2 protein-coding genes are annotated in these 2,301 nt (G+C 66.5%); both read right to left on the bottom strand.

Annotation, left to right across the window (positions count from 1 at the left end):
- The coding region (locus DMC18_RS23290) for a substrate-binding domain-containing protein (RefSeq protein WP_110133353.1) at positions 1-713 on the bottom strand (713 nt) is incomplete at its 3' end.
- A 65-nt stretch (positions 714-778) separates the two neighbouring features.
- Positions 779-2,038, bottom strand: a complete 1,260-nt coding sequence (locus DMC18_RS23285; RefSeq protein WP_110118630.1) for an OprO/OprP family phosphate-selective porin — start codon at positions 2,036-2,038, stop codon at positions 779-781.
- Between the last annotated feature and the right edge of the window lie 263 nt (positions 2,039-2,301).

The raw sequence follows: 2,301 nt of genomic DNA, 5'->3' as shown, positions 1-2,301 counted from the left end.
GGGGTCTTGGTCAGGGTGCCGACGATGGCGTTGTCGTTTTCGCCGGCGTCGATCCAGCCGTCGTTACGCAGCGGGTCGACCAGTTGCTTGAACTTCTTTTCGTTGTCCGAGCGGATGGCGTCGGCGGTCGGGAACTTGCGGGCGCCGGCTTCGATGGCCAGTTCCACGAAGGCGTCGCGGGTGCCCGAGGTGGGCGGCGGGCCGTAGACCTGGATGCGGTTGCCCGGCAGGCCGGCGCCGACGTCGTCCCAGCTGTTGTACGGGTTGGCGACGAACTGGCCGCCCTTCAGCACTTGCTTGGCCAGGCCGAGGTAGAGGTGCTCGGTCTTGAAGTTGTAGTCGGCGCCGTCCTTGTCGGTGGCGACCACGATGCCGTCGAAGCCGATCTTGATCTGGATGATGTCCTTGACGCCCTTGGCGGCGCACTGGTCGAACTCGGCCTTCTTCATCGGACGCGAAGCGTTGGCGATGTCCGGGAAGCCTTCACCGAGGCCGCCGCAGAACAGCTTGATGCCGCCGCCGGTGCCCAGGCTCTCGACCTTCGGGGCCTTCTTGCCGGTCTTCTTGGCGAAGTTTTCGGCGGTGCGGGTGGCGAACGGGAACACGGTCGACGAACCGGCGGCCCAGACGTAGTCGCGGGCGGCGTTGGCGGGGACGGCGGCCAGGCCCGACAGGGCGACGGCGGCGGCCGCGCAGGACAGGAGCTTTTTCATCGGAAATTCCTGAGAGGAAAAGGAAGAGTCCGGACGGGCGCGACGCCCGTCCGGCGGGATTGGCCTTAGAAGTCCAGCTGAGCGCGCAGCTGGAATTGCTTGATGGCGTAGTCCTGGTTGGCGCCGAAGTTGTCGACGTCGCCGTCGGTGTAGTTGGCTTGGAACCGGACGTACGAGGTCGGGTAGTAGTTCACGCCCAGGGTGACGCCCGTGTACTTGCCGGCCTGCGAGGTGGCGGGCTTGGTCTTCAGGGTGTCGTAGGCGTCGGTGGTGTCGGCGAGGTCGTAGCGCAGGGCCAGCTCGACGCCGCCCCAGCCGCCGGCCGTGACCGGGTTGAGGATCTTCGGACGCTTGAATTCGCCAGCGGCCGCGTCGTAGTTGCGGATCTCGCCCGTCGGCCAGAAGGTGACGTAGGCGTAGCCGACCTTGACCTTCGGGTCGCCGCCGACGGCCGAACCGCCGACGCGGGTCACGTCGATCGACGAGTATTCACCCTGCACCGAGAACGGGCCGTGCACGTAGGCGCCTTCGACGGCCAGCGTGTTGTCGCGGTTGCCGATGGCGCCCGTGGTGTAGAAGGTGGTGCCGTTGGTGTAGGCGGTGTTGGTGCGGCCGGTGTAGGCGAAGGCGGTCTCGTCGCCGCGGTTGCGGTAACGGTACGACACGGCCAGGTGCAGCTTGTCGATGTCGGTGTTGATCGGGGCGTAGTGGAAGCGGCCGGTGACGGCGATGCGTTCCTTGGAGTCGGCGCCCGCGTTGGCGACGTCGGCGGTGTTGATGCTGTTGCCCTGCACCGCGCCGGTGAAGCTGTAGTTCAGGCCCTGGTACTTGGCCACGACGCCCAGCAGGTAGGAGTCGACGCCGAAGTCGCCGTACGGACCGCGGTCCATGAAGGTGGTGAAGCGGGTCGAGGTCAGGTTCTCGAGGCCCGTCGCCTTGACGTTACCGAACAGCAGCGAGACTTGCTCGACCGGCTTGTACTCGATGACGACGTCGTCCCAGCTCCAGGCGCCGCCGTTCACCGCGCCGCCTTCGGCCTTGTAGGCGAAGTAGTTGTTCAGCTTGCCTTCGACGCCGAGGAAGACCTGGCGGCCGCGGACGTTGCGGGTGTCGAAGTCGCCGCCGGCGCCGTCGCGCTCGACGTCCTGGAAGACGGCGTCGATCAGGATGCGGCCGCGGACCTTGAAGGCCACGTCGTCATTGGTGAATTGCGGCGAGCCGCTCCACTTCACGCCCAGGTCCTGGGCTTGGGCCGCGACGCCGAGACCGAGCGCGAGCATCGCGCCGAGGGCCGAACCGGCGACCAGCGAGGTCTTGTTCCGCATCTGAGAATTCCCCTTGAGGCTTTCCCTGCGCCTCGCCCCCCTCTTAGGTGCGGGATCAGGATGAGAGGGCCTTTACGGACGGGGCATGACGGTTCCGACACCGATCTGTGACAGCCCGATGACACGTGTTTTCAAGGGGTTAATCTGTGTCGCCGGGGCCACAGGGGGCGGACTGGAATTGTCCGCGTACGGCGGGGATGGGACATCTCGCCTCGGCTGTGGCGAGCGGCCCTTTGTCCCCTCTTCCATAGGGAGAGGGAGGG

This window comes from Caulobacter sp. D5 (genome assembly GCF_003185805.1).
Classification (GTDB): Bacteria; Pseudomonadota; Alphaproteobacteria; order Caulobacterales; family Caulobacteraceae; genus Caulobacter.
The sequence above is the reverse complement of the archived record's forward strand: the minus strand, read 5'-3'. Positions and strand labels throughout refer to the sequence as shown.